Origin of the sequence: Clostridium phoceensis, assembly GCF_001244495.1 — a bacterium.
Lineage (GTDB): Bacteria > Bacillota > Clostridia > Oscillospirales > Oscillospiraceae > Lawsonibacter > Lawsonibacter asaccharolyticus.
Genome location: NZ_LN866274.1, coordinates 603,778 through 628,708 on the forward strand (window position 1 = coordinate 603,778; position 24,931 = coordinate 628,708).

Here is a 24,931-nt window from a genome sequence, read left to right on the forward strand (position 1 = left end):
TTGACAAGGCCCGTCCCTTTGGGATACAATAACTTTGACCGCAGACAATCGAACACAGGGGCGCTGGGAGCTATTCCCGGCTGAGATGGAAGCGAATCGCAGCTCCAGTCCCTTGACCTGATCCGGGTAATGCCGGCGTAGGGAGTGAACGATCCATATGTCGTCCTCTTCATACCGCACGCACCCGTTCGGATGTGCTGCGGTATCTTGATTTCAGGAGGAAACGACGATGAACCGACATTCCCGCTCTACCCGCGCCCTTGTGGAGGCCGCGCTGATGATCGCGCTGGCCACCATCCTGGGCTACTTCCGGCTGTACCGCTTTCCCCAGGGGGGGTCTGTGGACTTTGCCATGGTGCCCATCCTGATCTACTGCCTGCGCTGGGGCCCGGCCTGGAGCCTGAGCTGCTGCTTTGTCAACGGTGTGCTCCAGTTCTTCCTGGGCGGAGGGATCGCTCTATCCTGGCAGTCCATGCTGCTGGACTATGTGGTGGCTTATACGCTGGTGTTCCTCTGCGGCTTTGCCGCGGGGAAGAAGCTGGGCTGGCTGTGGGGCACCATCCTGGCCGGGCTGGGACGGTGGGTATCTCTCACCCTGTCCGGCGGCCTGCTGTGGTATATGTATATGCCGGAGGAATTTTTGGGACTGCCCATGGTGGACCCCTGGGTCTACTCCATGATCTTTAACGGCGTGCTGATCGTTCTCGTGACTGTGGTCAACCTGATCGTTCTGGGGATCTTTCAGTCCGTCCCCGCTCTGCGGCAGAAGCTGCTGACGAAACAGAATTGAGGTTTTTTCTTTGGGAAAATTCGACGGTGTCCTGCTGGTCAGTGATTTTGACGACACGCTGTATGACAGCCACTGTCAGGTGCCCCGGCGGAATTTGGAGGCCCTGGACCGCTTCCTCGCCCAGGGGGGGCGTTTTACCGTGGCCACCGGCCGCGCCCACCGGACCTTCGCTCCCTATGTCCATCTGGCCCCCGTCAATGCCCCGGTGGTCCTCTCCAACGGGTCGGCCATCTATGACTTCCAAAAAGACGAATTTCTGGTGCAGACCTATCTGTCTCCCAGTGCGCCTCAGGACTTGGATGGGGTGATGGAGGCATTTCCACAGCTGGGGATGGAGGCCTACCACGGGGAGGATATCTATGTGTTCCGACCCAACTGGATCACAGACCTGCACATGAAAAAGGTGGGCACCGACTACACCGTCTGTCCCATTCGGGAGATGCCTACGCCCTGGACCAAAGCCATCCTCCAGCAGGACCACGGGGTGCTGAAGGAGGTGCAGAGCTGGCTTCTGGACCGCTTCCCCCGCCGGTATGAGGCTATTTTTTCCAACCACGTGTACCTGGAGATCACCGACCATGGGTGCAACAAGGGGGGAATGGTGGCCCGGCTGGCCCAGATGCTGGGGATCGCCCGAGAAAATATCTACTGCGTGGGAGACAACCAGAACGACATCCCCATGATGGCACTGTCCGCCGTCCCCTTTGCCCCTGCCAACTGTGCCCAGGAGGTGAAGGACTGGGGAGCCCATATCCTGTGTCACTGCGACGACGGCGTGATCGGGGATATCATGGAGATCCTGGAGCAGCGATATTAAAAATATTGGAAAGAGAAAGATCCACCGCCAAAAAATGGCGGTGGATCTTTTGTAACGAAATGGGGGAGATGCCGTCTTATCTGTGGAAAGGGAGGTGAGGGCGTGATCGATTTTGAAGAAGTTTACCGGGACTATCTGGAGGACGTCTACCGATTTTCTCTGGCCCTGTGCCGGGACCCGGTACTGGCGGAGGAGCTGACCCAGGAGACCTTTTTCCGGGCGCTGGAGCATATCGGCCAGTTCCGGGGGGAGTGCACCCTGCGGGTCTGGCTGTGCCAGATCGCCAAGCACGCCTGGCTGACCCACTGCCGCAGGCAGAGAAGGCGGGAGCCGGAGCCGGAGCTCCGGGAGGAGGGGCCGGAGGAGCGGCTGGCGCAGAAGGAGACTGCCATGGAAGTCCACCAGGTACTCCACAGCCTGCCCGAGCCCTATCGGGAGGTCTTTGCCCTGCGGGTGCTGGGGGAGCTGTCCTTCCGGGAGATAGGAGCACTGTTCCATAAGACGGAGAGCTGGGCCCGGGTCACTTTTCACCGGGCCAGACTAAAAATCAAGGAGGCATTATGATGAATCAGCCCTGTCCCATGATCCAGGATCTGCTGCCCCTGTACGTGGACCAGATCTGCAGCCAGGAGAGCCGCCGGGCGGTGGAGGAGCATGTGGAGAACTGTCCCCTCTGCCGTGCCCGGCTGGAGGAGCTGCGCCGGGAAGACCCGCTGCCCCCGCCAGAGCAGGACCGGGAGCAGTCGAAGGCCCGAGTGCTGGCCGGGGTAAAAAGGCAGCTGAGAAGGAAAAAGCTGTATTTCTCCGCTCGGGTGCTGGCCGGTGCGGCAGCCCTGGGCGTGGCGGTCTGGCTGTTGGTCTTTCGCTTCCAGACACCCATTCCCTATTCACAGGATATCCGCATCCAGGAGGTGGAGCCGGCTTTCCACATGGAATATCTGGGCCGGGATCACGCCGGCCTGGAGGTCCTGTTCCGGGTGACGGAGGAGGGCGGGGAGACCATCCGAAGGGTCTATCTCTGCTATACCGGCAGCCTGTGGACCCGGTATCTCTCTCCCGGCTCCCCATACCACGAAAGTGTGGGGATCAACAACGGCATCGTTCTGGACACCAGACACGGGACGGTGATCCCCCTCCCCTTCGACGGCGGGGCGGATCAGGTCTGGTATCTGGCCGGGGACCTGGAGGAGCTGGAGGATCTGGACGAGGCCTCCTTCCAGGCGCAGGCCGGAGACGCGGTGCTGCTCTGGGAGAGGCAGGGGTGACACAAGAGGGCCGGGGTCAGGGGAGAAGAGAGAGAAGGGCCTCCCCCTCCGCCCGGGTCAGGGTATCCTGGGGATGAAAGGCGCCGTTTTGAGTGTCCAGGCCGCCAGCGGATACCGCCCATTGGGCGGCATCCAGCGCCCAGGAGGCGATGGAGCCGGCGTCCGTCAGCTCGGCGGTGCCGGAGGGGGACATCCCCAGGAGCCGGGCGGTCTGCCAGACCATGGCAGCTCCCTCCTGGCGGGTGACCGGACGGGAGGCTTGGAACATGGCCTCCCCGGTGCCGGAGGCCACCCCCGAGGAGAGAGCCCAGCAGACGCCCGGGGCATACCAGGCACAGGGGAGCAGATCAGACAGACTCTGCATGGGGGCCTGGGTGTCCAGGCCGGCCTGTTCCGCAGCCTGCCGGAGCAGCTCGGTCAGCCGGCCCCGGCTGAGCGGGGCATCGGGCCGCTCCTGGGGCTGGAAGGGCTCTGTGCGGGCGCACAGGGCGTCCACCAAGGTATCCTGGCCCGCCAGGTAGTCTTCCAGAGTCTGATAGACGGTCACGTCGGGCTGGATGGGCTCCACTCCCAGCCCGGCGGCGCACTCCAGAAGGGTGCCTGTGTCAATAAATTTGGTGGACATGGACACCCGGACCCCCGTGTTGGGGAGGGTGAAGGAGCCGGTGGAGCCGAAGTGGTCCACGCTGCCGCTGGTGGGCTCACCGGCCAGCCCGCCGCCCATCTCCCGGATCTCCAGGGCGTTGATGCTGGCGGAGGAGAAGGTGGCCTCCCCCACCAGCCCCCACAGCTCCAGCTCCCCGCTGCGGACCAGGGGGGCCAGCTCCATCAGCAGGGGGATGATGACCCCGTCGGAGCCGCCGCCGTTGTTCCGCAGATCCAAAAGAAGGACGGAATAGCTCCCCTGCTCCAGGTCGGCCATGACCTGAGCAGTGAAGGTCTCCATGGGCAGCTCCGGGTCCTCCATGCACTGGTTGTATTGGATATAGTAGGTGCGGCTGTCCAGGGGCAGAGAGAAATAGTAGGTCCCCTTCTGGTAATCAGTGGGGGCGCTGCCCTGGCGCTGCTGGGACAGGCCATTGATCTCCGGCCAGCCGGACTGGTCCTGCATGGAGAGAGGGGAGAGGGTGATAGACGTGCCGTTTTCCAAGGTGAGGGTCAGATCCTCCTCGGGCTTGATCAGTCCGCAGTAGACCATGATTTCCTGATGGCCGAACACCTGGGAGAGCTGCCGGCGCAGCTTGATCTCGTTGTCCGCGGAGATCAGAGGGGCCATCTTCTCCTGTACCTGATCCATGGAGAAGCCGTTGACGGAGGTCACCTGCTGGCCAAGAGCACCCTGGTGGGAGGCGTCCACCTGGTAGAGCACCCAGTCCCCGTCCATCCACTTCACAGACACGGGAAACATATGTCCGCTGCTGAGAATAGAGTTAAGATTTGTGGTGGTGTGGGAATCCCCAATGAGGGCTGCCAGAGACTGGAGATCCAGCCCAAAACTCATGCTGTCCTCTGTGTCTATCCGGGCCTCGATCTGAGCGATGCGGGCAAGGAACTCCTGCTCCGGCGTATTGGTGAAGGGGCCGGGGTGGCGATCCCGGATGGTCTGATAGAGCAGCTCCAGGTCTTCCTGCCTGCCAGCCTGCTCCTCCGCCGCAGGGGCGGCAAAAGTGGGAATGGCCAGGGCCAGAGAACAGGCCAGAGCGAGAGCGGTAACGGTCTTGGCAAAGCGCATGGTGATTCCTCCCAATTCTTGATGGTACTATCCTATCAGGGGCGTTTTAAAGGAAATAAAAAATTTCCTTAAGATTATATGAAATTTGGGACAGCTTCAATCCGGGAATCCCTCTGTCATGGCCCAGGCGGCTGGAACTATCATACCTGGTTCGAATGGAAGGAACAAGAAAAAAAGATAATTTGACAACCGGAGAGTGCGGCGGTAGAAAATAAGGACGATCAGAAAAAAACACCAGGTCAGCGCCAAATACGGCGCTGGCCTGGTGTCTGAGGAGAAATCAAAACATACCGGACGGGTTCCAGTCCCGAATCCCCAGCAGCTGATTGCACTGGTCAATAGGCATGAGCTGATCAAAAAAGGTTTTGCAGTCCCCTGTCTCCTTAAACTGCTGAATCAGGTCGGAGGCGGCTTTGCACCAGCGCATCAGAAGACCATTTGGCCATATGACGGCCCGAACCCCTGCCTGACGCAGCTCTTCCAGAGTAAAACAGACCTCAGGGCAAAATTCCATCAGGCAGTACAGAATGGGAACCTTTATTTGATCGCAGGCCCGTTTGACAGAATCCAGAGTCTCAAAGACCCCCTTTGAGGAGAAAAGAAAACCCATGTCTGCTCCGGCCTCTGCTGCCAGATTGAGACGCCGGATAGCCTCATCCTCTCCTTCTACCTCGGCGGCATCAGAGCGGGCAATAACTAAAAAGTTGGGATCTCTCCGAAAGGTCAGAGCGGTCTCTATTTTTCGAATAAAGACTTGGGCAGTTTCAATTTGGACGCCCTTCATGCCGCCGCATCGCTTTGGCGTGACCTGGTCCTCGAAATGCGCGCCGCAGATTCCGGCGGCCTCCAGGTCCCGCATAGTGCGGCGGACATTCAGCTCATTCCCATAGCCTGTGTCCGCGTCGATAAGAAAGGGCAGATCCACACAGGAGGCAAGGTCCTGGGCGTGCTTTGTCTGTTCACATCCGCAGACAAGACCCAGATCCGGCACACCCAGCAGGCTGGCTGCTGCTGCCTGACCGCCCATGTAACAGCCGTCAAAAAAGTCAGCCGCCTGGGCGGCCCGGGCTGTAATGCCGTCGAAGGCTCCGCAGAGCACCTTCATCCGGGAGGAATCCATCATCTGGGACTTAAAATTGGCTCGTTTCTCCTGAACTGTCATAATATCAGGCTCCTTTTTTCTGAAAAGCCGTCCGGCAGGGCACTGTGGCTCTGGTTTATAGCCGGACTTTTTAAGGTGTATCCGGCAGGACATATTCGTGGTGGGCAATATAGTCCTCTACCTGTTCCAAAGTAGGCATGGAGTCAGAACAGCTGTGGCCTGAGATGGTGATGGAGGAAGCGGCGGCGGCGTAGCGCAGAGAATCCTTCAACTCCATATTGTGAAGCAGACCAAATAAGAAGGCGGAGGAATAGGAGTCACCGGCGCCAAAGGTTTTCAACACCTGTGCTGGATAGATGCCACCCACGGTTTTTCCTTCCTTCGTAAAAACATGGGAACCTTTTTTTCCTTTTTTAATGGAGACCACAGACACGCCTTTTTCCAGAAGCCAAGCAGCGCTTTTGGCGTCGTCCTGATTTCCGGTGTGGAGAAGATGCTCCATTACATCAAATTCATCCCGGGTTCCCAGGACCAGATCGGCTTTTTCTGCGGCAAGGGAGAGATAGAGGCTGGCTTCCTCAACGGTGTCCCAGGTATCCTCCCGGTAATCCAGATCAAAGGCTACTGCCACATGATTGCGCCGTGCCAAAGAGATGGCGTGAAACACTGCCTCCCGTGCCGGGGAATGGGAGAGAGATGTGCCAGAGATCAGAAGCAGCTTGTGGCTGGCGAGATAGGACTCGTCCAGTTGGGCGCAGTCGATGTGCAGATCCGCGCAGTTTGTTCGGTACATCAGGTAGCTGCACCGGTCAGGCAGAATTTCACCCATGGTCACCCCAGAACGAATGCCGGGGCCAGCCAGCGCGATATGGGAGACATCCACCCCCTGTTTTGCCAGATAGCGGGTAATAAATCGTCCAAACTGGTCATCAGAAACTTTACCGATGTATCCGACAGAAAGGCCGAGCCTGGACATGGCCACAGCGGTATTGGCCGGAGAGCCGCCCACATATTTATGGAAAGTGACCGCGTCCTCCATGGGCCCAATCTCATTGGCGTAGAGGTCGATGGTGGCACGCCCAAATGCGACCACATCCCGCAACTTTCCGGAATCAATGTTCAGGTACATGGTTCCCCACCCTTCTGATGTTCCCGCTCCAAATATTCCAGCAGCTCCAGCCCCTCTTGAACAGAGATGCCGTTATGAATTACCTGGCTCAAGGTCTTGACCAACGCGGTTATGTCCCGGTAGCGGAAGACAAACCGGCCATATGTAACCCCTGCAGCCCCTGCGTCCATAACATTTCGGGTCATCTGCAAATATTCCTTTACGGTTTCACACTTCAATCCGCCTGCAATGGCGACGCGGGCCGGAACCGCCTGGACCACTTTGGCAAAACTGTCCAAGTCACCGGTATAGTTGGTCTTGATCAGATCTACTCCGAGTTCCGCGGCAGCCCGGGCCGCATAGGTGACATTTTCCACACTGTACTGGTCAGCCCCAGTGATATGATTTCCTCTGGGATAGATATGACAGATCAGAGGCATTTCCGCTCTCAGGGCCTCTTTGCTGATGCGGCCGAGCATTCTGAGCTGCTGGTCCTGATTGTCACCGCCCACAATGCAGCCGGCAGAGACCGCATCGGCCCCCATGAGAAGTCCCTCCTCCACATCGGCTACCTGGACATCTTCGTCAAAGTGATACACGCCGAAGGTGGTGAGCTTCAGCACGAGGGCGACCTTGCCCGCATAGGGCGCAAAGCATTTTTCTGCAATGCCCTTATGCATAGTGATGGCATTGGGACCTCCGGCGACCATCTTGCTCAGGGTGTCATCTATCGTATCAAGGCCAGGCATGACACCGCGGGCAATGGCGTGGTCCACAGTTAAACCAAAATATTTTCCATCCGTGCCTGGAATCAGGCGCTTCAGGCGTATTTCCTTTCCAATCATAAAGAATTTCCTCTTTTCTTTTGACTACAGAGCTTAACGAACAGTTATGAAAATAGGTTGACAAAGAAATTTATATATTCAGGACAGAAGGTGGTAATAACAATGGCAATTAAGCCGACACCGATGAAAGGAACTGCCTCCCGCACAGTATCTCCAAATGTAGAATGAGCAATTTTAGTGCTGACAAAGATTCCAACAGCAAAGGGAGGAGTCAGAAAGCCGACGCACATATTCACCAGCATGATGGCACCAAAGTGGATGGGGTCAATTCCATAGGTCTGTGCCACTGGCAGCAGAAGAGGGGTCATAATCAGGATGGTGGCATTGATATCCATAAAGGTTCCCATGAACAGGAAGATGACATTGATCATCAAAAGAAAACCAACGCGGCTGCTGATATTTTCGGTAATCAGGTTGGAGAGAAAGTTGGAAATGCCCGCCAAAGTCATTACTTTGCCTGCGACAGCAGAGAAGGCGTTCAGCAGACCGATCACGGCAGTGGAGGCGCCGGCAATGGCACAGCAGCGCCAGAAGGTAATTTGGATTTTCTTTTTATCGATAATCTTCAGAACAAAGAAATATAAGATTCCATAGACGCAGCTGACAGCACCAGCTTCGGTAACCGTGCACAGCCCGCCGTAAATACAGCCGTAGATGATAATGGGCATCAGCAGAGCGGGGATGGCGTAAATAGTGGACTTTCCAATCTCCAGCAGTTTGGCTGTGGGATGAAATTCAACTTTTTCCGGCCTGGCTTGGTGGCGGCCGATTCGGAAATAGTTGATGATAAAATAGCCAATGGCAAAAATAAAAGCAGGGCCGATGGTGGACATCCATACGGGGGTGATCTTGGCTCCGGAGGCCAGCGCATACATGATTCCGGGGACACTGGGGGGAATCAGGATCCCAAGAAAACAGGTAGCGGCCAGCAGAGCAGAGGAATAGCCGTGGGGATACCCCTCTTTCTCCAGTTCAGGCACCATCATTTTTCCAATGGCGCTGATGGTGGCCATAGCTGAGCCAGTAAGAACGCCAAAGGCCATGCAGGCACAGGTCGTAATAATGCCAGTGGCACCCCGGACCCGGCCTACAAAGGACTTTACCCAGTCGATCAGCATTTTGGAGATGCCACTGTATTCCATGATAACACCGGCAAAAATGTAGAAGGGAATCGCCAGAAGCGCGAAGCTGTCGAGACCGGAGAAAGCAAACTGGGGGACCGTGACCAGCTGGAAGCCGGCATAGGCCAGAACCAGCAGGGAAGAGGTGCCCAGAGCAAAGGATACCGGCATTCGGAACAACACCGCGACCAGTGCGAAAGAAATCAGAAAGACGAGAAGTGCGGTAAGGGCAGACATAATTTCACCTCTTTCAAGTCATTGTGCGGTGGCCTGGGGCTCACCGCCCTCACGGTCCCGGACCATCCACTCCATAAACAGATAGACCTCATGAAGAGCACAAAGCACTACGCCGATAAATACAGGCAGATAGACCAGGCCCATGGGGATCCTCATGGTGGGGGAGGTCTGGGTCGTGGCCCAAATGGTCATCATGTAATCAAAAAACAGCTTGCCAAACACCAAAAGGAAAAGAAAGGTGGACAAAATGGCAAACAACTCCAGCAGCCTGAGCCCCTGCCTTCGGGCGGGTTCTTTGAAATTTGCAACTACCTGCTTGAGGACATCAATTTCTGTATGGCTGCCCTCATAGACCGCATAGGCAGAGCCAATATAGGTGAGCCAGATAAACAGATACCGGGTGAGTTCCTCAGCCCAAGCAGCGGAGATAAACAGAAAGTAACGGCAGATTACCTCAATAAAAATTGCCGCCACCAATGCGATGGTGATGAGGGCCATAAAAAAGGTCTCAATCCCCAGCAGAACATTGTTGAGCCGCTTGGCTCCCTGAAACAGGGTGCTTTGTGATTTCATGGGGAAACTCCCTCCTTTGCAGTTGAAAAGTTATTGGAAGAGGGAGCCTGAAGCTCTCCCGCAGAAAACCTCAGGCTCCGTTTTAGTGTATCAATCCAGGATTATAGAAAATCAACTTTCAGACAGTGTTCTATACTCGCCGCTGATGATGACATCCATGATTTCATCACCATATTTCTCCCGGCTCTCCTCCCAGATTTCCTCGGAAATCTCCTGCATGGCAGCCTTCATATCGTCAGAAGGCTGATCCACGGTCCATTGACCGCTTTCCAGGCCCTCCTGAGTCATGGACTCCGTCTTTTCCCGGAAGAAGGTGGTAAACTCATCAGAAGCGAGTTGAGCACATTCCGCAAAAATGGCCTTGTCCTCATCGCTGAGCTTGTCCCAGAAGGGGGAACCGGCGATAAAGCAGCCGCCGGAATAGCAGTAATTCAGCTCAGTGATGTGGGTGATCACATCAGTGATGCCTTGGTTGGTGTAGTTAAACACGGCGTTATCCAGCCCGTCCACTGTACCGGTCTGCAGGGCATTCAGCACCTCAGAGCCGGAGATCATCACAGGCAGGGCACCGCACTTCTCGTAAAATTCCACCACAGATTCTACGGAGGGGGTGCGGATTTTCAGTCCCGCCAGATCGGACATTTCAGTGACCGGGCGGACAATGTTGCCTACCTGGCGGAAGCCGTTGCAGAAGGAGGAGATTCGAATCAGGCCGTTCTCCGCCATAATCTCCGCTACCTTGTCCGCAATCCAGCCATTATTATAGTAGGCGTCAGCTTCCTCATAATCCGCCACCAGTCCGGGGAGCCAAGCAAAGCCCAGCGCACCGTCCAGTACACCGTCCATGGTCATGTCATCGCTCATCAGCACATCCAGCGTGCCCATCTGAAGCATCTGGGCCATATCAGAGCCAGTGCCCAGAGAACCAGCTGCAATAATGGAAGCAGTGTAACGGCCTTCCGTTTTTTCTTCAACCAGCTGAGCAAAGCGCTCCACATAGGGAGCCCGGTCCCCGGTGACATCTGCCGTAACAGTAAAGGTTACAGCGTCTGCAGAAGGGGAGGAGGAGTCAGGCGAAGATGTGCCTGCGGAAGATGTGGCGCCTCCACCGCCGCAGGCGGCGGTACCCATCAGAAGGGCGGCGGCAAGCAGAGGAGCGGCAAGTTTTTTGAATTGTTTCATTTCTGGTTCTCCTTTCAGTGTGTTCATTTTACTCTTCTTATCTGACCCGCTCTGCCTGTGAGCGGTGAACAGCGCTTAGGGGTGGAGTAGTTTCTGAAAGACGGCAATTTTGGCGCTGTCCTCCAGCAGTTCAGCCTGATGAAAGCAGTTCTCCATAGTTTCTCCAAGGATCAGAACGCCATGAGCTTCCATCAGAAAAGCTGTGGTATCTTCCGAGGTGTGAGAGACCGCTGTGAGCACCTTCTCCGCCAGATCAGCAGACCCCGGTTGTCCATCTGGGATTAGGGGGACATGGACAAGTTTTAATTTGGCGGATTCTGTGTAGAGAGGAAGCTCCTGATTTTGCATGGACCAAATCGTGGAAAACACAGGGTGAGCATGCAGAACATATTGTGCAGAGGGGCGGATTCGGTAGATGCCAAGATGAAAAGCAGACTCCTTGGAGGGACGCAGATGAGGGGGGGCATCCAGAACAGTGCCGTTTTCATCACAGAGCACCAGCCCCTCCGGCGTAACAGCACGCAGAGGGATATTGCTTCCCGTGATCAGCACATGTCGGCCGCACCGGGCGCTGATGTTTCCGCCGGCAGCGCTGACCAGTCCGCGCTGATAGATCAGTTTGGAGTAGGAGATCAGATTTTCTATTTGATCGGAGTAAGATTCCTTCCAGCTCATTGGACGTCCTCCCAGCGGCACATCATTTTTTCAAGAACCGGAACACTGCCCATACTGCCGCCCTTCAGGGCAAATTCTCTGCCAGTGAGAGCGCCGTCCAGAATCCTGCCTTGAGCAACGCCGGGCTCCAAGGCCCGACCTAGTTCCAGATGATTTACATGCAGGTGGCGAAAGATGGCCTGGGAGGTCTCACCGCCTACAATGATGAGCCGGTCAAATACAGCCGATTCGCAGACAAGGGGGGCGAGAGTTCCGAAACACTCCATGATCCTGACACTGGTACCAGGCTGATAGGAGTACCGCTCAACCGCAGGGGCAAGGATCACGTTGCCGTGCGCCAAAGCATCCAGAGCCGCTGCCGCCGCCCGATGGGGGACAGTTTGATCTCCCTCTATATAGGCGTCTATTTCCACAGGAACCACTGTAAGCCCCCGGGACTGAGAATACGCAAGCTGTTTTTTCGCAATTTCATATGCAGAGGCACAGAAGCCGAGGCAGCGCACTTGGCGGACTGCGGCCGGAGGGAGGGGCTGTTCCGGCCCATAGAGATATTCGGCCAGACCATCCGCAAGCCCGAGAGAACCGGTCCAAAAGACCTTTGGATAGAGAGGCTGTAGCGTACGAATAATATGCAGCGTGTCCCGTTTGGTAATGGCGTCAAAGACCAGGATCCGGCAGCCCCTACTTATCTGCTGCTGAACAGCGCCCGCAAGATCGCCGCCTTTCACAGTATCAATGTCCACAAGCCCAATGGGGAGCTTTGTCCCGTGGGAAAGAATATCTGGAATATAGGATTCCTTGGGAGGGAAAATGGGATCCTTAGCATACAGGGATTTGGGGAGGATCTCTCCCTCGCAGTACTGATGCCCATAGAGGGTAAAGGTACCCAGATCCGGCGCGTTGTCAATGAGAAAGACGAGGTAGTCGGGCCAGGCCTGCAGAAGTCCTTCCAGCTCATAGGAATCGTTGCCTCGAAAACCAGTGCCGATTTTTTTCATATAAATATGGCCAGTCTCTTTTGAAAGTCTTTTCAACAGCGCACTGTGGACTCTGCGGGCCACTTCGCCTTCCACGTTTCGAGAACACAGATTGACAGATAGAAGTTCATTATCTGATCTGTTTAAACTGCTTTCTCCTGAGGTACAGATTTTCAGCTGCTGCCCCCGGGCAGTGAAGTAGCTGCCGGAGTCGGCCGCACCTGTCAGATCATCTGTGATTTCTGTAAAGCGCATGGTGTTCCTTCTCCCTTTAAAACGTTTATTTGAACATAAATAAGAAGAAATAATCTTTGTTTTTGTTTGATAATACTACCTAAAATGTGCGAAGTCAATATATTAAACACTTTTTTGGCGTATTATCTAGTTCAATTTAGCTATTTTTGTTCATTTAGCAAAATAATTTCACAAAATATATGTTTGATCAAACAAAAAATCTCCGAGCAAAATACCAACTCATGTGGTACTTTGCCGGAGATCTTCTTTCACAATATGTAACTACACCAATTTTAAGTTTATTTGGGCGTTGTTTAAGAAATCCCGCCAATCCAGAGAGAGTTTATTATCTGTAATCAGCATATCCATATCATGAAGTTCAGCAAAATGATTGGCTTTTACCAAATCAAATTTACTGGAATCTGCCAGCATGATATTTTGTGCGGAAGAATCGATCAATGCTCTTTTACTATCCACAATATGAGCATTGATACAGGTAATGCCCAGACTGCGATGGATCCCTGAGACAGAAATAAAGGATTTGTTGGCACGGTGCCGGCGAATAAAATCCACAGCTTCCGGAGAGGTAAAATTGTAATCCTCCGGATGGTAATAGCCGCCGGGAAAAATGATTTTGATATTTGGACGCTTAAGCAGTTCCGCGAGGATCGTAAAATTATAACATAAGACTGTAAATTCAAAATCTGTGGGGAGATATGAGGTAATGCGCCCCACAGTGGTGCCATTATCCAAAAAAATCCAGTCTCCTGGCTCAATCAGCGTGGCGGCGTATTTGGCAATACGGTCTTTTTCGCTGAGGTTTTGAATTCGGGCCAGACGAAGGTCATAAACTTCTCCATCATAGGCATAGCCATCGCCGCCTTTGGCGAGAGTCGCATAGCCATAGCTCCGTTCCAATACATGGTTTTTCCGCAGGAGATCCAGATCCCGTCGGATGGTCATCTCAGAGACTTCGAGTGTAGCGGCCAAATCTTTTACAGAGACCCGTTGATATTGCTTTAGAAGTTCCAGTTCTTGAGCGATACGGCGCTCTTTTGCATTTCCATTCTCCATAATGTCCTTCTTTTCCTATGCCCCGCTAAGAACCCTCATACAGGTGCCCGGGGGAACTGGTTGAGTTCCTATGGGCCTATTATGTGCGATCAATCCGTTCAATGCAACATATTTTCAAAAATTCCTCAGAATTCACAAATAGACGGCAGATTTTTTGTGGATTTTTTGGATTTAATTACATTTATTGGATGATAAAAATTTTTGTAAGTAGAGATAGAGATCTATCTACTATGGCTTTTTTTTCACCTCTATGCTACAATGTGCTTTACTGTTAAAAATGTGCTGGGCTGCCGGGCAGTTCAGTTAGGCAGATGGAGGGATATGATGTCAGGCAAAGAGGAATTTATCGAGATCTTTCGAGAGAAGATCACTCGCCCAGGGGCAGACGCCCTGCTGGACTATCTGGAGAACAAGAGCGACTTTTTTACCGCCCCCGCCTCCGCCCGATACCACGGGGCCTATGCGGGCGGGCTGTGTGACCACAGCCTGAATGTCTACCACTGTCTGGTGGACTATCTGGCCCGGGAACGGGTCCAGGAGCTGTATGGCCTGGAGTACAGTGAGGAGAGTGTGGCAGTGGTGGCCCTGCTCCATGATCTGTGCAAGGTGGGCTGCTATAAAAAGAGCTTTCGGAACGTGAAGAACGATGCCACTGGACAGTGGGAGCGGGTCCCCACCTTTACTTTTGATGACCCTCTGCCCTATGGACACGGGGAAAAGAGCGTGTACATCGCCAACGGCTTCATCCGGCTGACCCGGGAGGAGGCCATGGCGATCCGCTGGCACATGGGCTTCTCCGGCCCGGAGGACGCCCGCACTGTGGGGCAGGCGTTTCAAAAATATCCGCTCGCCTTCGCCTTGGCCACAGCGGACATGGAGGCGTCTTATTTCCTGGAAAATGAAGAAAACCCGTAAAAAAGCCCCGGAGTGCGCTCTGCGCTCCGGGCTTTCGAATAAAACCGCCTGTTTTGGGGAAAACTGGAGCATACAAGAGCTTTGACAGAAAGGCGGTTTTTGGTGTGCAAGTGCGTGAATTGATGAACCCCGCTGTGGTGACAGTGGAGCCCAGCTCCTCGGCGGCCCTGGCAGCCCGGCTGATCAGCCGGCACAATGTGGGAGCTCTTCCTGTGTGCGGCGGGGACGGACGTCTGCGGGGGATCGTGACGGACCGGGATATCGTGCTGCGGTGTGTAGCGGCGGAGGAGGACCCGGCCCAGGTGCCGGTGCGGGATATCATGACCCGCAACTGCGCCACGGTCTCCCCGGGGGATGACTGCAGAGAAGCCACCCGAGTGATGGCGGCCCAGCAGGTCCGGCGTCTGCCAGTCACAGAGGGCGGGAAGATTGTGGGGATCGTGTCCCTGGGCGACCTGGCGAAGTGTCAGGCTTTTGACATGGAGGCGGCCAAGGCTCTGAGTGAGATCTCAGAGAATATCATCCGTCCGTGATCGGCAACGCAGAGAGGCACCCGCTTCAGCGGGTGCCTCTCTGTTTGTCAAAAAAGCCTCGCAGAGTTCGCGCCCGCAGGCGCGAATCCAGTTCTGATCCGTTTTCCCCGGCGGCATGCGCGTCGGGGAAAACACTTCTCAGGCTGTAAGTGTGGGTTTTGTCCGCCTGCGGCCGACAAAACCCGCGCGCGGCAGACTGCAGCTTTCTCGAAAAAGTGGAAAAGCCACTTTTTCGACCGTCTCAGGCACCCGCTTCAGCGGGTGCCTCTGTATTTCTGTCTGAACGGCGTGGGATCAGGCGTTCTCTTCGGGCGCTTCTTTTCTGGTGACATTGATGGAGAGCTCGTCCAACTGTTTATCGTCCACGAAGTCCGGGCACTGGGTCATGGGCTCGCTGGCGTTCTGAACCTTGGGGAAAGCGATGACGTCCCGGATGGAGTCGGCCCCGGCCATGAGCATGACCAGCCGGTCCAGGCCGTAGGCCAAGCCGCCGTGAGGGGGAGCGCCGAACTTGAAAGCGTTGATGAGGTGGCCAAAGCGCTCCATGGCATCCTCGTCGGAGAAGCCCAGGGCCCGGAACATGGCCTCCTGGGTCTCAGGGACGGAGATGCGGATGGAGCCGCCGCCCAGCTCAGTGCCGTTGAGCACGATGTCGTAGGCCTTGGCCCGACAGTTTTTCTTGTCGGTCTCCAGCTTGTCGAAGTCCTCGTCCATAGGCGCGGTGAAGGGGTGGTGCATGGCCACATAGCGGCCCTCCTCCTCGCTGTACTCGAACATGGGGAACTCCGTCACCCACAGGAACTTGAAGTCCATGGGGTCCAGGATGCCCAGCTGCTTGGCGCACTCACACCGCAGGGCGCCCAGGGCGGCAAAGACCACCTCGTCCTTGGCATCACCCACGATGAGGACCAGGTCGCCGTCCTTTGCCCCGGCCCGCTCCAGGATGGCCCGGTTCTCCTCCTCGGTGAGGAACTTCTGATAGGAACTGGTGACCTCCCCGCCGTGCAGGCGGGTCCAGGCCAGCCCCTTGGCCTTGTAGGTCTTGACGAACTCGGCCAGCTTATCGATCTTCTTCCGGGGGAAGTGCTCGCCGCCGCCCTCCACGTTGATGAGGCGCACGGAGCCCCCCGCCGCCACAGGAGCGGAGAAGACCTGGAAGGAGCAGTCCTTCACAATGTCGCTGATATCCTTCAGTTCAAAGCCGAAGCGCATGTCTGGCTTGTCGGAGCCGAAGCGGTCCATAGCCTCCCGCCAGGGCAGGCGGAGGAAGGGGGTCTGGACGTCCACATCCAGCACCTCTTTGAACACCCGCTTCAGGAAGCCCTCCTGTATGTCCATCACGTCGTCCTCGTTGACAAAGGACATCTCCAGGTCGATCTGGGTGAACTCGGGCTGGCGGTCTGCTCGCAGGTCCTCATCCCGGAAGCAGCGGGCGATCTGCATATAGCGGTCAAAGCCGGAGAGCATCAGCAGCTGCTTATACTGCTGAGGGGACTGGGGCAGGGCGTAGAACTTGCCGGGGTGGACCCGGGAGGGGACCAGATAGTCCCGGGCGCCCTCGGGGGTGGACTTGGTGAGCATGGGGGTCTCGATCTCGTAGAAGCCCTGCTCGTCGAAGTAGTCCCGGGCGATTTTCGTGACCTTGTGGCGGGTGGCGATCATCTTCTGCATGTCGGGGCGGCGCAGGTCCAGATAGCGGTACTTCAGGCGCAGCATATCGTTGGCCTTGGAGTGCTCCACGATCTCGAAGGGGGGGGTCTCCGCCTTGGCCAGCAGGCGCAGCTCGGTGACATATACCTCGATGGCGCCGGTGGCGATCTTGTCCGTCTTGGACTCCCGCTCCCGCACGGTGCCGGTGGCAGCAATGACGTATTCCGAGCGGAGAGAGGACGCCTTTTCAAAGACGGCCTGGTCGGTGCCGTCGTCGAAGGAGAGCTGGATGAGGCCGGTACGGTCCCGCAGGTCCACGAAGATCAGACCGCCCAGGTCACGCTGGCGCTGGACCCAGCCGCACAGAGAGACCGTCTTGCCCGTGTCGCCCAGACGCAGGTCACCGCAGTAGTTGGTGCGGCGGAAATTTTTCAGATTGTCCATAAAATCAACTCCATTTTGTACTATTTTATCTAATTATAGTGATTAGTATTAAAAACTTGGGCTGTTGTCATTCCCGAAAGGTCCCATACTCCTTCAAATATTCCGCCAGCGCCTGATAGGTCGATCCATCAGCGGCGGTAAACAGAAGGGAGTGGGGGGAGCTGGGGAGGGAGAGACGGAGCTGCCCTGTGTCCACAGCGGTGAAAAAGACCCCCTCGTTCCCCTCCAGTCCCAGGACGCCCTGAAGGCTGCTGGAGAAGCCGCTGAAAGAACCAGCATCCAGCCCCAACAGGTTTTTCAGACTGGCCCGCCAGCGGCTTTTTTCCAGGAGGGGAAGGAGGACATCAAAGGCGGGGGTGCCGGGGGAAAGGTCCTGAAGCTCCCAGGTATCCTGTCCTGCTTGGCCGTCATCCACCCAGGGCTCTAACAGAAGCAGGGCGGCGGAGCAGACGGCGTTCTCTGAGGTCCCAGTGATCGCCAAAAAGCTCCGGGGCCGGGTGTACCACAGAACACCGCCTGCCAGAAGAAGGGCAATCAAGACCGCACCAATAGCAATTTTCTTTTTCACTAACATTCCTCCTTCTGGTTCGGAACCGGTTTGATGTCCCGCTGCTCACGCCTTTGCGCCGGGGGCGAGGGAGGCCAACAGATCTACCACCGAGGCCTGAAATTCTTCTCCGCCCTGGGGGCGAAGGGCCATACCTCGGCTCCCGGTCGGGGTGCTTACCTCCGCTATCACCTGAGGGCCGTAAAAGGTGAGGGTAATTAGAGTCTCACTCTGTCGGAAGGAGAGGTGGGCGTACTGAGGCTCCAGGGTAATGCGCTGGGCATCAGAAACTGGACCCACTTGGCGAGAAAATTTCTCGTTGTTCAGGAGGTCCCACAGTTGGGAATAGCCGCTTCCGTCCAGCGGGATTTCCACATCTTCAATTGTGTTGTTGGTATTGGTGGGCACAAGGACAGTATAGCAGGCGGTAATCTGGTTCCAATCCAGTTGTGGGAGCGCTTGTCTTAAAGAAATAGGCCGGGTGTACCACAGGTATAGAGCGGCCAGAAGGGCTAAAATCAAGGCCAGGGAGAGCAGGGCTCTTTTTTTCATGGGGCGCACCTCCTTGCTTTTTACCGGCAGGGCGGGTCAAAGGACCTGCGCCTAAGAGGAAGGGTAGTAAATGTTTTCCTCCGGCTCGTCCATAAAAATGAGCTCCAGCTTCTCCCCCAGGCGGCCGGGGGGAAGGGGGAGAAAGCGGCGCCAATGAGAGGAGTTCGAGGCCAGCCAGAGAAAGGTGCCGTCCCAGTAGGCCATGCACTCGGGGGTACAGCCGGATGCGGTATAGAAGGCGGTCCCGCCGTCGGGGGCCCCCAGCAGGGCGGGGAGGCGGAGATACCTCTGCCCCCGGAGGGCGGCCAGCAGCTCACGGTAAGTCCGCCCCTCATCAAAGGTGACAGGAGCGTCACTGAGGCCGGGATAGGTGCCCTCGCGCAGCACCTGAAAGGAACCTCCGGGTTTTGCGGGCGGACCTATGCCGTTGCACTGGAAGGCATGGTCGAAGGTGGGGGCCGCCCAATAGTGCAGCACCCCGACGGCCAGGAGCACCAAAACGACCAGACAAAAGCTCAATTTTTTCTTCACAAGGATCCCTCCCGCTCCAGCCGCCGGGCGGGATTGCCAAGGATGTACCCGGCGGTCTCGTCAAGGTCCTGTTGGTTGCGGATGACATGGTCATAGTAGCCGCGCGGTCAAAGGGAAAGCCGCTTTGCGTGTTGTCAAATTTTTAGAGGCTTATTATTCTGGGAAGGACAGGCGGACCAGATGTGCCGTCCCTACGAGGTGACGATTGCAGTTCCGCCGTATTCCAGGGCCAGCCGTTGGATGGCTGCCTCAAATCCGGCGGGATCGGTGGGCCGATAACCCAGGTAGTGGCCGCCCAGCCAGTTCACCCACAGGGTTGTACCATCCCACAGCAGGGTGGTCTGGCAGTCGCCAGTGGAAGAACAGCCCTCCTGGAAGTAATCGATTTTCACCTTGACCGGCTCCCGGGGCTGGTGGAGGAAAGGCAGGAGGGAGAGGGGATCGGCCAGGAACCGGACGCCTTCCATCTCACTATGGAGATCATAAAAGGCATCCAAGGCTTCTTGGTCAATGCCAAAGCTGAGAGAAGCGGTGAATTCTGTCTCGGCGCAGATTTCCGGTCTTTCTCCTGAGACATTTACCATCCGCTGAGGAATGATCCAGGCAAAGGGCCGGGGAAATACCGTCCACACCAAAAGACAAACGATTAAAAGCAGTAAAAAGCGTTTGGCATTTTTCTTCATGAGCTTTTCTCTTTCTATATCAGAGACAGCTGGCCCGGGAATTCCATCTATACGGCGTGGGACGGCCCGGTGGGGATATCGGCTCCTGCACAGCCAAAGCATGGATGGGAAATCGGACTTACACCCTGTCCAGGATCGGCGTCCCCTGGTTCAGCCTGTCCAGCCCGGCCAGGATGTGGGCGGCAGCTTGGCCGGGAGCAAGCTTCACCTGCTCCCCGGTGGCCAGGTCCTTGACGGCGGCGAGGCCCTCCCGGATCTCGTCCTCTCCCAGGATGACGGCGTAGGGGATGCGGAGCTTGTCCGCATAGGAGAGCTTCTGCTTGAACTTCTTCCGCTCCGCCTGGATCTGGGTGCGGATGCCTGCCTGGCGCAGCTGGGTGGCCAGGGAGATGGCAGGGGCCAGGTCCTCGGTCATGGGGAGGATAAGGGCGTCGGCGGGGGCGGTGTTCAGGGCGTCGTTGAGATAGCCCTGGTCCTCCAGAACGAAGAACAGGCGGGTCAAACCGATGGAAATGCCCACTCCAGGGAGTTGTTTATTCGTGTAATATTCCGCTAAGTTGTCATAACGGCCGCCGGAACAGATGGAGCCGATCTCCGGATGGTCCAGCATGGTGGTCTCATAGACGGTGCCGGTGTAGTAGTCCAGTCCCCGGGCGATGGTCAGGTCCACGGCGAAGTGAGTCTCAGGCACGCCGAAGGCAGCCAGATATTTTGTCACCGCGTTCAGCTCATCCAGGCCCAGGTCAAAGACCTCGTTCCGGCCCCGGTAGCCCTCCAGGGCGGTCAGGACCTCCTCGTTGGTGCCAGTGATGGAGGTAAAGCTGAGGATCTCCCGGGCCTGCTCCGGAGAGAGGCCGGACTGCACCAGCAGCTCGGCCACCTTGTCCGGGCCGATCTTGTCCAGCTTGTCCACCGTGCGCATGATCTCGCCGGACTGCTGGGAAAGACCCAGCATGGCGTAAAAGCCGTTGAGGATCTTCCGGTTGTTCACCCGGATCTGGAAGCGCTTCAGCCCCAGGGCGGTGAAGGCCCGATAGATGATGGAGGGGATCTCCGCCTCGTTGCTGATGTCCAGGGCGCCGTCTCCGATGACGTCGATGTCCGCCTGATAGAACTCCCGGAAGCGGCCCCGCTGGGCCCGCTCTCCCCGGTAGACCTTGCCGATCTGGAAGCGACGGAAGGGGAAGGTGAGCTGGCCGTAGTTCAGCGCCACATACTTGGCCAGGGGGACGGTGAGGTCAAAGCGGAGGGACAGGTCGGTGTCTCCCTTGAGAAAGCGGTAGATCTGCTTCTCCGTCTCGCCGCCGCCCTTGGCCAGCAGGACCTCGCTGGCCTCGATGAGGGGGGTGTCCAGGGGGGTGAAGCCGTAGAGGGAGTAGGTCTCCCGCAGGATGGAGACCATCCGGTCGAACTGGACCTGCCGGGCGGGGAGCAGCTCCATAAAGCCGGACAGGGTGCGGGGTTGTACGTTTGCCATATCGATTCTCCTTTTTGGAATGGTTGGGGGAGTCAAACAACAGATCAGGGTGCAGGGTCAGCGGTTGACGTCGGGGTTGTCGGTGCGGCCGGCCAGGTAGTCCATGGAGACGTTGAAGTAGTCCGCCAGGGCGATGAGGCCCCGCATATCGGGACAGGCCCGGCCCTTTTCATAGGAGTAGACCGCATATTTTTTCAGCCCGATGACGCTGCCGACCTCTTCCTGAGAGAGTCCTTTTTCTTTGCGGAGGGCTCGGATCCGCTCTGCGAAATTGGCCATAGTTCCTCCCAATTTTTGCTTGACAGTAGCAAATGAAACCACTATACTAAAAGTAGTTTAAAATGCTACTTTTAGGGGGTTGACATAATGGAGCAGATATATGAAAAACTGTATGAAGCCTTTGTCCCGCCCTGGGCCACGCCGGAGGAGACCGCAGCCGGTGAGGCCGGTGAGCCCTATTTTGACCGGCTCTGCCAGCGTTTCCCGCCCCAGGAGGCGGAGGACATCTGGGACGCGGCGCTGTCAGCGGGGGCCGCTGGCCGGGAGGAATGCTTCCTCCGGGGCTTCCGCCTGGGGGCCCTGCTGATGCTGGACCTCCTCTCCGGCGGGGAAGGGGAGCGGGGGACAAAAACGCGCTCCCGTCCCCTGCGATTGGGACGAGAGCGTTTCAAACACTTCGTGGTGCCACCCAAATTCAGGCGTGCGGACACGCCCCTTTGACCCTGTGTTGCGGCAGGGGGACCGCGCCCGTCTCCGGGCCCGCTGGTGGCGCTGTCTTCTCCGGGGCCGTCTCCGTAAGGTCCTTTCAGCCGAGGGACCTCTCTCTGTCCGGCGGTGTCCCGGATACTCATGCGCCGTCTTGGCGGTGGACGCTGTCCGCAGCCCGCGCGGGGGCGGGCCGGGGGAATGGGGAGAACGTCTCCCTCAGATGGCGAAGGGGATGCGGTTGGGGTTCATCACCTCGCGCCAGTCCAAGTCTCCCCGGGCCAGACCGTGGATCAGCAGCTCAGCGGTGGCCACGTTGGTGGCCATGGGGACGGAGTGCTGGTCACACAGCTTGGAGATGGACAGCACGCTGTCGTCCAGCTCTCCGGAGCGGGGGTCGTTGAAGAACAGCACCATGTCGATCTCGTTGTAGATGATGCGCTGACCGATCTGCTCGATGCCGCCGTGGGCGTGGGACAGGAACAGATTGACAGGAAGACCGGTGGCCTCCGCGACCATGCGGCCGGTGGTGTTGGTGGCGCATACGGTGTGCTTGGACAGGACGCCGCAGTAAGCAGTGCAGAATTGGACCATCAGTTCCTTCTTATGGTCGTGGCTCATCAGTGCGATGTTCATGGTGTGGCAAACCTCCTTTATACAGATGCCGGAAGGGAGTTCAGCGGATCCGCATGATAGGGACCCGGCGCCCCTCCAGACGCTTGGCAATGTTCAGGCAGGCGTTGGCCGCCCCCTGCCGTCCGCCCAGGATCAGGGGCCGCCCCAGGTTGGCGGACAGCATCACCTGGGGGTCCTCCGGCACTACGCCCAGCAGTGGCAGGCCGGCGGTGTCCATGGCGTCGTCAATGGTGGTGCGCAGCTGACGCAGCAGCTTGGGCTGGATGCGGTTCATCACCAGATGAATCTGCCGCAGAAAGTCCAGCTCACCCACGGTGCGCTGGGCGTCCCGAAGGGAAGAAGCGTCGTTGGTGGAGACGACAATGGCCCGGTCGGCCCCGCAGCAGGCCATCCGGAAGCCGGCGCCCAGGCCCGCGGGGGAGTCGATGAGGACATAGTCATACAGGGATCGGGCGGTATCCAGCATGCGGCGGACAGCCTCCTCCGTCAGGGCAGGGGAGAGGGTCATGGGCGCGGTGAGCAGGGCCAGACCCGGCAGATCGGGGTGGTTCACCGCCGCGCGGACCAGAGGGCAGCGTCCCTCCGCCACATCGGAGAAGTCCATCAGGGCCCGGTCGCTGAGGCCCAGGGAGATGTCCAGGTTGCGCAGGCCGATGTCCATGTCGATGCACAGCACGCTGTGCCCCAGGCGGGCCAGACTGCCGGCCACACCCCCGGTAATGGAGGTTTTTCCGGTGCCGCCCTTCCCGGAGGTGACGACGATTGCGGTTCCCATGTGTGCGCAGACCTCCCATCACACCATTTTAAGTGTATCACAAATCCCACCCACGTCAATGGGTTTATGAGAAATTTTGAAAAATGGAGCCGAAAATCCAGGTAAAGCCCTACCCTCTGTACACTGAGGGTATCGATCCTGGGGGGCTGGCGGAGACATCGCTCCGGTCTCACAGCGGGGCTTTCTGGATCTTGGCCCACCGCCGGGGATAGCCCTTCAGGGTTGGGGCCACCTTCCGCAGGACTACCAGACGGTGAATGACGTCGGTGCCGGGAATGGTGTAGTCCCGGCACTCCTCCAGACGGGCACCCAGCAGCTTGATGCAGTGGGCGGCCTCCTCCAGCTCCCGGCCGCAGTCCACCGACTTCATGGCCAGAAAAGCGCCCCCTACCTTGACATAGGGCAGGCACAGCTCACACAGCAGGCGGAGCTCGGCCACCGCCCGGGCAGTGACCAGATCAAAGCTGTCCCGGAAGCCCTTCTCCAGAGCCTGCTCCTCCGCACGGGCATGGATGACCCGGATGCCGGTGAGGGAGAGCTGGGCGCTGACCTGAGCCAGCCAGTCCACCCGCTTGTTCAAACTGTCCAGCAGAGTGACCTGGAGGGAGGGGACCAGGATCTTCAGGGGCAGACCCGGAAAGCCGGCCCCGGTGCCCACGTCCAGGAGGGCCCTGTTCTGAAAGTCGGCGCAGGTGAGCAGGGCAGCGCAGTCCAGCATATGGAGCTGGGCCACCTTTACCGGGTCGGTGATAGCAGTCAGGTTCATCACCTGGTTCTTCTCCAGCAGGAGATGGCCGTATTCCGCCAGCTGGCTGGGGGCCTGCTCCGGCACCCGGTCCAGCAGGCCCAGATCCGCCAGACCGGCGGCAATGATGTCACGCATGGCTCGTTCCTCCAAAAATCAGGGCGCCCCGGTGACGAAGACGCCCACCAGGCTGAAATTGGACAGCAGGCCCACGATGCCCAGGGGGAGGGTGGCCAGCGCCGCCAGGAAGCACACCGCAGCCAGGGCGATGGCGGGCCATTTGCCGGGGCGGCCGGTGGTGCGCCAGCTGACCAAAGCCAGGATGCCCAGGCCGATCAGGCCGGGGACGGCCAGGAGAGGGGCCATGTTCACCAGCATGGAGCCGGTAAAGTAGTAATAGGTCATCATGGCCACCAGGATCACCATATAGACCACACCGATCCAGGCCATGGTCCGCTTCACCGGGGAGGCGGGGGTATAGGGTGCCGTGGCGTTTTGCTCCTCCTGCGGGGGGATCTTTTTTTCTTCCATCAGGTCCTCTCTTTCAGCAGGTCCCGGATCTCTGTAAGCAGCAGCTCTTCCTGGGAGGGCACCGGGGGAGGTGCGGGGGTCTCCTCCTTTTTCCGGTGGAGGCGGTTGAGGGCTTTCACGAGGCAGAACACCGCGAAGGCCATGATGAGAAAGTTCAAGATGGCGTTGATGAAATTGCCGACCATCAGGGCACCGCCCCCGGGCAGTTCCACGGCCATGGCGGCCAGGGCGGTGTTGTTTCCGGCGATGATGCCCAGGATGGGGTTGAGAATATCGTTGACCAGGGAGGTGGTGATGTTGCTGAAGGCGCCGCCGATGATGACGCCTACGGCCAGGTCCATCACATTGCCCCGGGCGATAAAGGACTTGAACTCTTGGATGAAGGCTCTCATAAGCAAAAAGCTTCCTTTCTATTTCTTGAGGCTCTGAGATAGGGAGCAGCCGGAGAGGGCGGGGGAGAGGGGGAAAGCCTCTG

The 24,931-nt window shown here is 57.5% G+C and carries 29 protein-coding genes and 1 riboswitch; of the genes, 7 read left to right on the forward strand and 22 right to left on the reverse strand.

The features are described from left to right. The first annotated feature begins 46 nt into the window (after positions 1–46). Positions 47–161, forward strand: a riboswitch (TPP riboswitch). A 68-nt stretch (positions 162–229) separates the two neighbouring features. The 4 genes from BN1969_RS03645 to BN1969_RS03660 all read left to right on the forward strand — a co-directional run bounded on the left by BN1969_RS03645 (position 230) and on the right by BN1969_RS03660 (position 2,872). Beyond that, positions 230–790, forward strand: a complete 561-nt coding sequence (locus BN1969_RS03645; protein ID WP_050623054.1) for an energy-coupled thiamine transporter ThiT — start codon at positions 230–232, stop codon at positions 788–790. Between the two features lie 10 nt (positions 791–800). Then, entirely contained in the window at positions 801–1,607 is an 807-nt protein-coding gene (locus BN1969_RS03650) for an HAD-IIB family hydrolase (protein WP_050623055.1), read from the forward strand. Positions 1,608–1,709: 102 nt separating this feature from the next. After that, positions 1,710–2,171 carry an RNA polymerase sigma factor gene (locus tag BN1969_RS03655; protein WP_050623056.1) on the forward strand — a complete coding sequence of 154 codons (462 nt, stop codon included), beginning with the start codon at positions 1,710–1,712 and terminating at the stop codon, positions 2,169–2,171. Continuing rightward, positions 2,171–2,872, forward strand: a complete 702-nt coding sequence (locus tag BN1969_RS03660; RefSeq protein WP_050623057.1) for an anti-sigma factor family protein — start codon at positions 2,171–2,173, stop codon at positions 2,870–2,872. Before BN1969_RS03655 ends, BN1969_RS03660 begins: the two co-directional genes overlap by 1 nt. A 16-nt stretch (positions 2,873–2,888) precedes the next feature. Here BN1969_RS03660 and BN1969_RS03665 read toward each other — a convergent pair whose 3' ends face one another. The 10 genes from BN1969_RS03665 to BN1969_RS03710 all read right to left on the reverse strand — a co-directional run bounded on the left by BN1969_RS03665 (position 2,889) and on the right by BN1969_RS03710 (position 13,732). Further along, complete coding sequence (locus BN1969_RS03665) at positions 2,889–4,604, reverse strand: S-layer homology domain-containing protein (RefSeq protein WP_050623058.1); 1,716 nt, start codon at positions 4,602–4,604, stop codon at positions 2,889–2,891. A gap of 280 nt (positions 4,605–4,884) precedes the next feature. Beyond that, positions 4,885–5,766 (reverse strand): isocitrate lyase/PEP mutase family protein, encoded by an 882-nt coding sequence (locus BN1969_RS03670; RefSeq protein WP_050623059.1) that lies wholly within the window; start codon positions 5,764–5,766, stop codon positions 4,885–4,887. 70 nt (positions 5,767–5,836) lie between these two features. Continuing rightward, positions 5,837–6,835 (reverse strand): 5-dehydro-2-deoxygluconokinase, encoded by a 999-nt coding sequence (iolC, locus tag BN1969_RS03675; RefSeq protein ID WP_050623060.1) that lies wholly within the window; start codon positions 6,833–6,835, stop codon positions 5,837–5,839. Beyond that, positions 6,826–7,659, reverse strand: a complete 834-nt coding sequence (locus tag BN1969_RS03680; protein WP_050623061.1) for a class I fructose-bisphosphate aldolase — start codon at positions 7,657–7,659, stop codon at positions 6,826–6,828. The genes iolC and BN1969_RS03680 overlap by 10 nt, the downstream gene beginning before the upstream one ends. A 44-nt stretch (positions 7,660–7,703) precedes the next feature. Further along, a complete protein-coding gene (locus BN1969_RS03685) occupies positions 7,704–9,017 on the reverse strand; it encodes a TRAP transporter large permease (protein ID WP_050623062.1) in 1,314 nt (437 codons plus the stop codon). 18 nt (positions 9,018–9,035) lie between these two features. Further along, the gene (locus tag BN1969_RS03690; RefSeq protein ID WP_050623063.1) at positions 9,036–9,590 is read right to left on the reverse strand and encodes a TRAP transporter small permease; all 555 of its coding nucleotides are present in this window, start codon (positions 9,588–9,590) and stop codon (positions 9,036–9,038) included. Positions 9,591–9,701: 111 nt separating this feature from the next. After that, positions 9,702–10,772: a TRAP transporter substrate-binding protein gene (locus tag BN1969_RS03695; RefSeq protein WP_050623064.1), complete on the reverse strand. Its 1,071-nt coding sequence runs from the start codon at positions 10,770–10,772 to the stop codon at positions 9,702–9,704. A 75-nt stretch (positions 10,773–10,847) separates the two neighbouring features. Beyond that, complete coding sequence (locus BN1969_RS03700) at positions 10,848–11,447, reverse strand: class II aldolase/adducin family protein (protein WP_050623065.1); 600 nt, start codon at positions 11,445–11,447, stop codon at positions 10,848–10,850. After that, positions 11,444–12,679 carry a four-carbon acid sugar kinase family protein gene (locus BN1969_RS03705; RefSeq protein ID WP_050623066.1) on the reverse strand — a complete coding sequence of 412 codons (1,236 nt, stop codon included), beginning with the start codon at positions 12,677–12,679 and terminating at the stop codon, positions 11,444–11,446. The genes BN1969_RS03700 and BN1969_RS03705 overlap by 4 nt, the downstream gene beginning before the upstream one ends. Before the next feature lie 261 nt (positions 12,680–12,940). After that, on the reverse strand, positions 12,941–13,732 hold the full coding sequence (locus BN1969_RS03710; RefSeq protein WP_050623067.1) for a DeoR/GlpR family DNA-binding transcription regulator: 792 nt from the start codon (positions 13,730–13,732) through the stop codon (positions 12,941–12,943). Between the two features lie 324 nt (positions 13,733–14,056). Here BN1969_RS03710 and BN1969_RS03715 point away from each other — a divergent pair, with 324 nt between their 5' ends. After that, positions 14,057–14,647, forward strand: coding sequence for a 3'-5' exoribonuclease YhaM family protein (locus BN1969_RS03715; protein ID WP_050623068.1), 591 nt, complete (start codon positions 14,057–14,059; stop codon positions 14,645–14,647). A gap of 104 nt (positions 14,648–14,751) precedes the next feature. Continuing rightward, positions 14,752–15,180, forward strand: coding sequence for a CBS domain-containing protein (locus BN1969_RS03720; RefSeq protein ID WP_050623069.1), 429 nt, complete (start codon positions 14,752–14,754; stop codon positions 15,178–15,180). A 294-nt stretch (positions 15,181–15,474) separates the two neighbouring features. Here BN1969_RS03720 and aspS read toward each other — a convergent pair whose 3' ends face one another. From aspS to BN1969_RS03755, 7 genes are all read right to left on the reverse strand, one after another. Then, positions 15,475–17,274: an aspartate--tRNA ligase gene (gene aspS, locus BN1969_RS03725; protein ID WP_050623070.1), complete on the reverse strand. Its 1,800-nt coding sequence runs from the start codon at positions 17,272–17,274 to the stop codon at positions 15,475–15,477. 67 nt (positions 17,275–17,341) lie between these two features. Beyond that, positions 17,342–17,842 carry a hypothetical protein gene (locus BN1969_RS03730; protein WP_050623071.1) on the reverse strand — a complete coding sequence of 167 codons (501 nt, stop codon included), beginning with the start codon at positions 17,840–17,842 and terminating at the stop codon, positions 17,342–17,344. Between the two features lie 45 nt (positions 17,843–17,887). Then, a complete protein-coding gene (locus BN1969_RS03735) occupies positions 17,888–18,373 on the reverse strand; it encodes a hypothetical protein (protein ID WP_050623072.1) in 486 nt (161 codons plus the stop codon). 51 nt (positions 18,374–18,424) lie between these two features. Further along, positions 18,425–18,904 (reverse strand): hypothetical protein, encoded by a 480-nt coding sequence (locus BN1969_RS03740; protein ID WP_050623073.1) that lies wholly within the window; start codon positions 18,902–18,904, stop codon positions 18,425–18,427. A gap of 191 nt (positions 18,905–19,095) precedes the next feature. Next, a complete protein-coding gene (locus BN1969_RS03745) occupies positions 19,096–19,587 on the reverse strand; it encodes a hypothetical protein (RefSeq protein WP_050623074.1) in 492 nt (163 codons plus the stop codon). Between the two features lie 118 nt (positions 19,588–19,705). Beyond that, positions 19,706–21,064 carry a histidine--tRNA ligase gene (hisS, locus tag BN1969_RS03750; protein WP_050623075.1) on the reverse strand — a complete coding sequence of 453 codons (1,359 nt, stop codon included), beginning with the start codon at positions 21,062–21,064 and terminating at the stop codon, positions 19,706–19,708. A gap of 57 nt (positions 21,065–21,121) precedes the next feature. Further along, entirely contained in the window at positions 21,122–21,343 is a 222-nt protein-coding gene (locus tag BN1969_RS03755) for a helix-turn-helix domain-containing protein (RefSeq protein ID WP_050623076.1), read from the reverse strand. A gap of 87 nt (positions 21,344–21,430) precedes the next feature. Here BN1969_RS03755 and BN1969_RS03760 point away from each other — a divergent pair, with 87 nt between their 5' ends. After that, positions 21,431–21,784 (forward strand): hypothetical protein, encoded by a 354-nt coding sequence (locus BN1969_RS03760; protein WP_050623077.1) that lies wholly within the window; start codon positions 21,431–21,433, stop codon positions 21,782–21,784. Positions 21,785–21,988: 204 nt separating this feature from the next. On the opposite strand, the gene BN1969_RS03765 is transcribed toward BN1969_RS03760, so the two are convergent. The 5 genes from BN1969_RS03765 to mscL all read right to left on the reverse strand — a co-directional run bounded on the left by BN1969_RS03765 (position 21,989) and on the right by mscL (position 24,848). Further along, positions 21,989–22,405 carry a methylglyoxal synthase gene (locus BN1969_RS03765; RefSeq protein WP_050623078.1) on the reverse strand — a complete coding sequence of 139 codons (417 nt, stop codon included), beginning with the start codon at positions 22,403–22,405 and terminating at the stop codon, positions 21,989–21,991. 40 nt (positions 22,406–22,445) lie between these two features. Next, complete coding sequence (gene minD / locus BN1969_RS03770; RefSeq protein ID WP_050623079.1) at positions 22,446–23,180, reverse strand: septum site-determining protein MinD; 735 nt, start codon at positions 23,178–23,180, stop codon at positions 22,446–22,448. A 169-nt stretch (positions 23,181–23,349) separates the two neighbouring features. Then, entirely contained in the window at positions 23,350–24,063 is a 714-nt protein-coding gene (gene rsmG / locus BN1969_RS03775) for a 16S rRNA (guanine(527)-N(7))-methyltransferase RsmG (protein WP_050623080.1), read from the reverse strand. A gap of 18 nt (positions 24,064–24,081) precedes the next feature. Continuing rightward, positions 24,082–24,456: a hypothetical protein gene (locus BN1969_RS03780; RefSeq protein ID WP_050623081.1), complete on the reverse strand. Its 375-nt coding sequence runs from the start codon at positions 24,454–24,456 to the stop codon at positions 24,082–24,084. Continuing rightward, positions 24,456–24,848, reverse strand: a complete 393-nt coding sequence (gene mscL, locus BN1969_RS03785) for a large conductance mechanosensitive channel protein MscL (RefSeq protein WP_050623082.1) — start codon at positions 24,846–24,848, stop codon at positions 24,456–24,458. The genes BN1969_RS03780 and mscL overlap by 1 nt, the downstream gene beginning before the upstream one ends. Positions 24,849–24,931: the final 83 nt, after the last annotated feature.

What these genes read in the sequence shown, in the direction of transcription:
- BN1969_RS03645 (WP_050623054.1), top strand. Translation starts at nt 230, where the DNA reads ATGAACCGACATTCCCGCTCTACCCGCGCCCTTGTGGAGGCCGCGCTG.
- BN1969_RS03660 (WP_050623057.1), top strand. Translation starts at nt 2,171, where the DNA reads ATGAATCAGCCCTGTCCCATGATCCAGGATCTGCTGCCCCTGTACGTG.
- BN1969_RS03665 (WP_050623058.1), bottom strand. Translation starts at nt 4,604, where the DNA reads ATGCGCTTTGCCAAGACCGTTACCGCTCTCGCTCTGGCCTGTTCTCTG.
- BN1969_RS03670 (WP_050623059.1), bottom strand. Translation starts at nt 5,766, where the DNA reads ATGACAGTTCAGGAGAAACGAGCCAATTTTAAGTCCCAGATGATGGAT.
- iolC (WP_050623060.1), bottom strand. Translation starts at nt 6,835, where the DNA reads ATGTACCTGAACATTGATTCCGGAAAGTTGCGGGATGTGGTCGCATTT.
- BN1969_RS03680 (WP_050623061.1), bottom strand. Translation starts at nt 7,659, where the DNA reads ATGATTGGAAAGGAAATACGCCTGAAGCGCCTGATTCCAGGCACGGAT.
- BN1969_RS03685 (WP_050623062.1), bottom strand. Translation starts at nt 9,017, where the DNA reads ATGTCTGCCCTTACCGCACTTCTCGTCTTTCTGATTTCTTTCGCACTG.
- BN1969_RS03690 (WP_050623063.1), bottom strand. Translation starts at nt 9,590, where the DNA reads ATGAAATCACAAAGCACCCTGTTTCAGGGAGCCAAGCGGCTCAACAAT.
- BN1969_RS03695 (WP_050623064.1), bottom strand. Translation starts at nt 10,772, where the DNA reads ATGAAACAATTCAAAAAACTTGCCGCTCCTCTGCTTGCCGCCGCCCTT.
- BN1969_RS03700 (WP_050623065.1), bottom strand. Translation starts at nt 11,447, where the DNA reads ATGAGCTGGAAGGAATCTTACTCCGATCAAATAGAAAATCTGATCTCC.
- BN1969_RS03705 (WP_050623066.1), bottom strand. Translation starts at nt 12,679, where the DNA reads ATGCGCTTTACAGAAATCACAGATGATCTGACAGGTGCGGCCGACTCC.
- BN1969_RS03710 (WP_050623067.1), bottom strand. Translation starts at nt 13,732, where the DNA reads ATGGAGAATGGAAATGCAAAAGAGCGCCGTATCGCTCAAGAACTGGAA.
- BN1969_RS03715 (WP_050623068.1), top strand. Translation starts at nt 14,057, where the DNA reads ATGTCAGGCAAAGAGGAATTTATCGAGATCTTTCGAGAGAAGATCACT.
- aspS (WP_050623070.1), bottom strand. Translation starts at nt 17,274, where the DNA reads ATGGACAATCTGAAAAATTTCCGCCGCACCAACTACTGCGGTGACCTG.
- BN1969_RS03735 (WP_050623072.1), bottom strand. Translation starts at nt 18,373, where the DNA reads ATGAAAAAAAGAGCCCTGCTCTCCCTGGCCTTGATTTTAGCCCTTCTG.
- BN1969_RS03745 (WP_050623074.1), bottom strand. Translation starts at nt 19,587, where the DNA reads ATGAAGAAAAATGCCAAACGCTTTTTACTGCTTTTAATCGTTTGTCTT.
- hisS (WP_050623075.1), bottom strand. Translation starts at nt 21,064, where the DNA reads ATGGCAAACGTACAACCCCGCACCCTGTCCGGCTTTATGGAGCTGCTC.
- BN1969_RS03755 (WP_050623076.1), bottom strand. Translation starts at nt 21,343, where the DNA reads ATGGCCAATTTCGCAGAGCGGATCCGAGCCCTCCGCAAAGAAAAAGGA.
- BN1969_RS03760 (WP_050623077.1), top strand. Translation starts at nt 21,431, where the DNA reads ATGGAGCAGATATATGAAAAACTGTATGAAGCCTTTGTCCCGCCCTGG.
- BN1969_RS03765 (WP_050623078.1), bottom strand. Translation starts at nt 22,405, where the DNA reads ATGAACATCGCACTGATGAGCCACGACCATAAGAAGGAACTGATGGTC.
- minD (WP_050623079.1), bottom strand. Translation starts at nt 23,180, where the DNA reads ATGGGAACCGCAATCGTCGTCACCTCCGGGAAGGGCGGCACCGGAAAA.
- rsmG (WP_050623080.1), bottom strand. Translation starts at nt 24,063, where the DNA reads ATGCGTGACATCATTGCCGCCGGTCTGGCGGATCTGGGCCTGCTGGAC.
- BN1969_RS03780 (WP_050623081.1), bottom strand. Translation starts at nt 24,456, where the DNA reads ATGGAAGAAAAAAAGATCCCCCCGCAGGAGGAGCAAAACGCCACGGCA.
- mscL (WP_050623082.1), bottom strand. Translation starts at nt 24,848, where the DNA reads ATGAGAGCCTTCATCCAAGAGTTCAAGTCCTTTATCGCCCGGGGCAAT.